The organism is Nocardioides sp. CPCC 206348 (assembly GCF_048654705.1).
Taxonomy (GTDB): Bacteria; Actinomycetota; Actinomycetes; order Propionibacteriales; family Nocardioidaceae; genus Nocardioides.
This window is the reverse complement of sequence record NZ_JBMCZA010000210.1, coordinates 143851-144799: the sequence shown is the minus strand read 5'-3', so window position 1 is coordinate 144799 and position 949 is coordinate 143851. Positions and strand designations below refer to the sequence as shown.

The 949-nt window shown below is 68.4% G+C and carries 2 protein-coding genes; both read left to right on the top strand.

What is annotated here, in order from left to right:
- Positions 1-330 (top strand): hypothetical protein (locus tag ACOADB_RS21700; RefSeq protein ID WP_378603430.1); only part of this gene is annotated, 330 nt, incomplete at its 5' end.
- 50 nt (positions 331-380) lie between these two features.
- Positions 381-860: a hotdog fold domain-containing protein gene (locus tag ACOADB_RS21695; RefSeq protein WP_378603427.1), complete on the top strand. Its 480-nt coding sequence runs from the start codon at positions 381-383 to the stop codon at positions 858-860.
- The last annotated feature ends 89 nt before the right edge of the window (positions 861-949 follow it).

The following is a 949-nucleotide window of genomic DNA, read 5'->3' as shown; positions in this document are numbered from 1 at the left end:
GTCGACGTGTTCGGCGGACCCGCGCGGACGATCGAGCTCGTCTTCGTGTTCGACGGGTCGGTCGCCGTTCCTGCCGGTGGCAAGACCGGGGAGGGCTGGACCTGCACGGTGCTCGACCCGATCGGTGGGGGCCTGGAGGTCGGCGCCGGGGCGCCGTACATCCTCGTGGGCCCGCTCACCCCGGTCACCTGTTCCTTCGCGTACGACGCCGCGGACCCGCCGTCCCTGGTGCTGACCGCGAACCCGCTGCTCGCGCCCCCGACCCCCGCGGGCAGCGTCACCCTGGTGTCTGCCGGTGAGCAGGTCGCCACCCAGCGTTTCCCGGAGTGAGACGGACGGCACCTTGCCCGCCGTTGTTACTCGCAAGTAATCTCAGCGCCATGACGACTCCGGTGCAGAACCTCTGGAAGACCACGACTGGCGTGCCCGTCGTTGGTGGCACGATCGGCAAGCGGGTGTTCTCCTTCGCTTTCGCCCAGAAGGCTCCGTACTTTGCGACGATCCACCCGCGCGTCATCGACATGCGCTCCAACTACGCCGAGATCCGCTTCGCGAAGCGGCGCAGCGTGCAGAACCACATCGGCACCGTGCACGCGATCGCGCTGTGCAACGGCCTGGAGATGGCCATGGGTGCGCTCGCCGAGTCGACCATCCCGGACACCAAGCGCTGGATCCCCAAGGGCATGTCGATCACCTACACGGCCAAGGCGACCGGCGACATCACCTGCATCGCCGAGACCGACCAGGAGCAGTGGGACACCGCCGAGGGTGACCTCCCGGTCCGCGTCCGCGGCCAGCTCGAGGACGGCACCGTCGTCATCGAGGGCGTCATCAACCTCTGGGTGACCTCGAAGAAGTAGTAGTGGTCGCCGGCCGCGATCAGTCAACCGCTCACAACGCGCCGCCGCCGGCGCCACCTGCACCGGTGTCGAAGGTGCCACCGACGTAG

Coding starts and splice junctions, on each gene's coding strand:
- ACOADB_RS21695 (WP_378603427.1), top strand. CDS start 381: ATGACGACTCCGGTGCAGAACCTCTGGAAGACCACGACTGGCGTGCCC.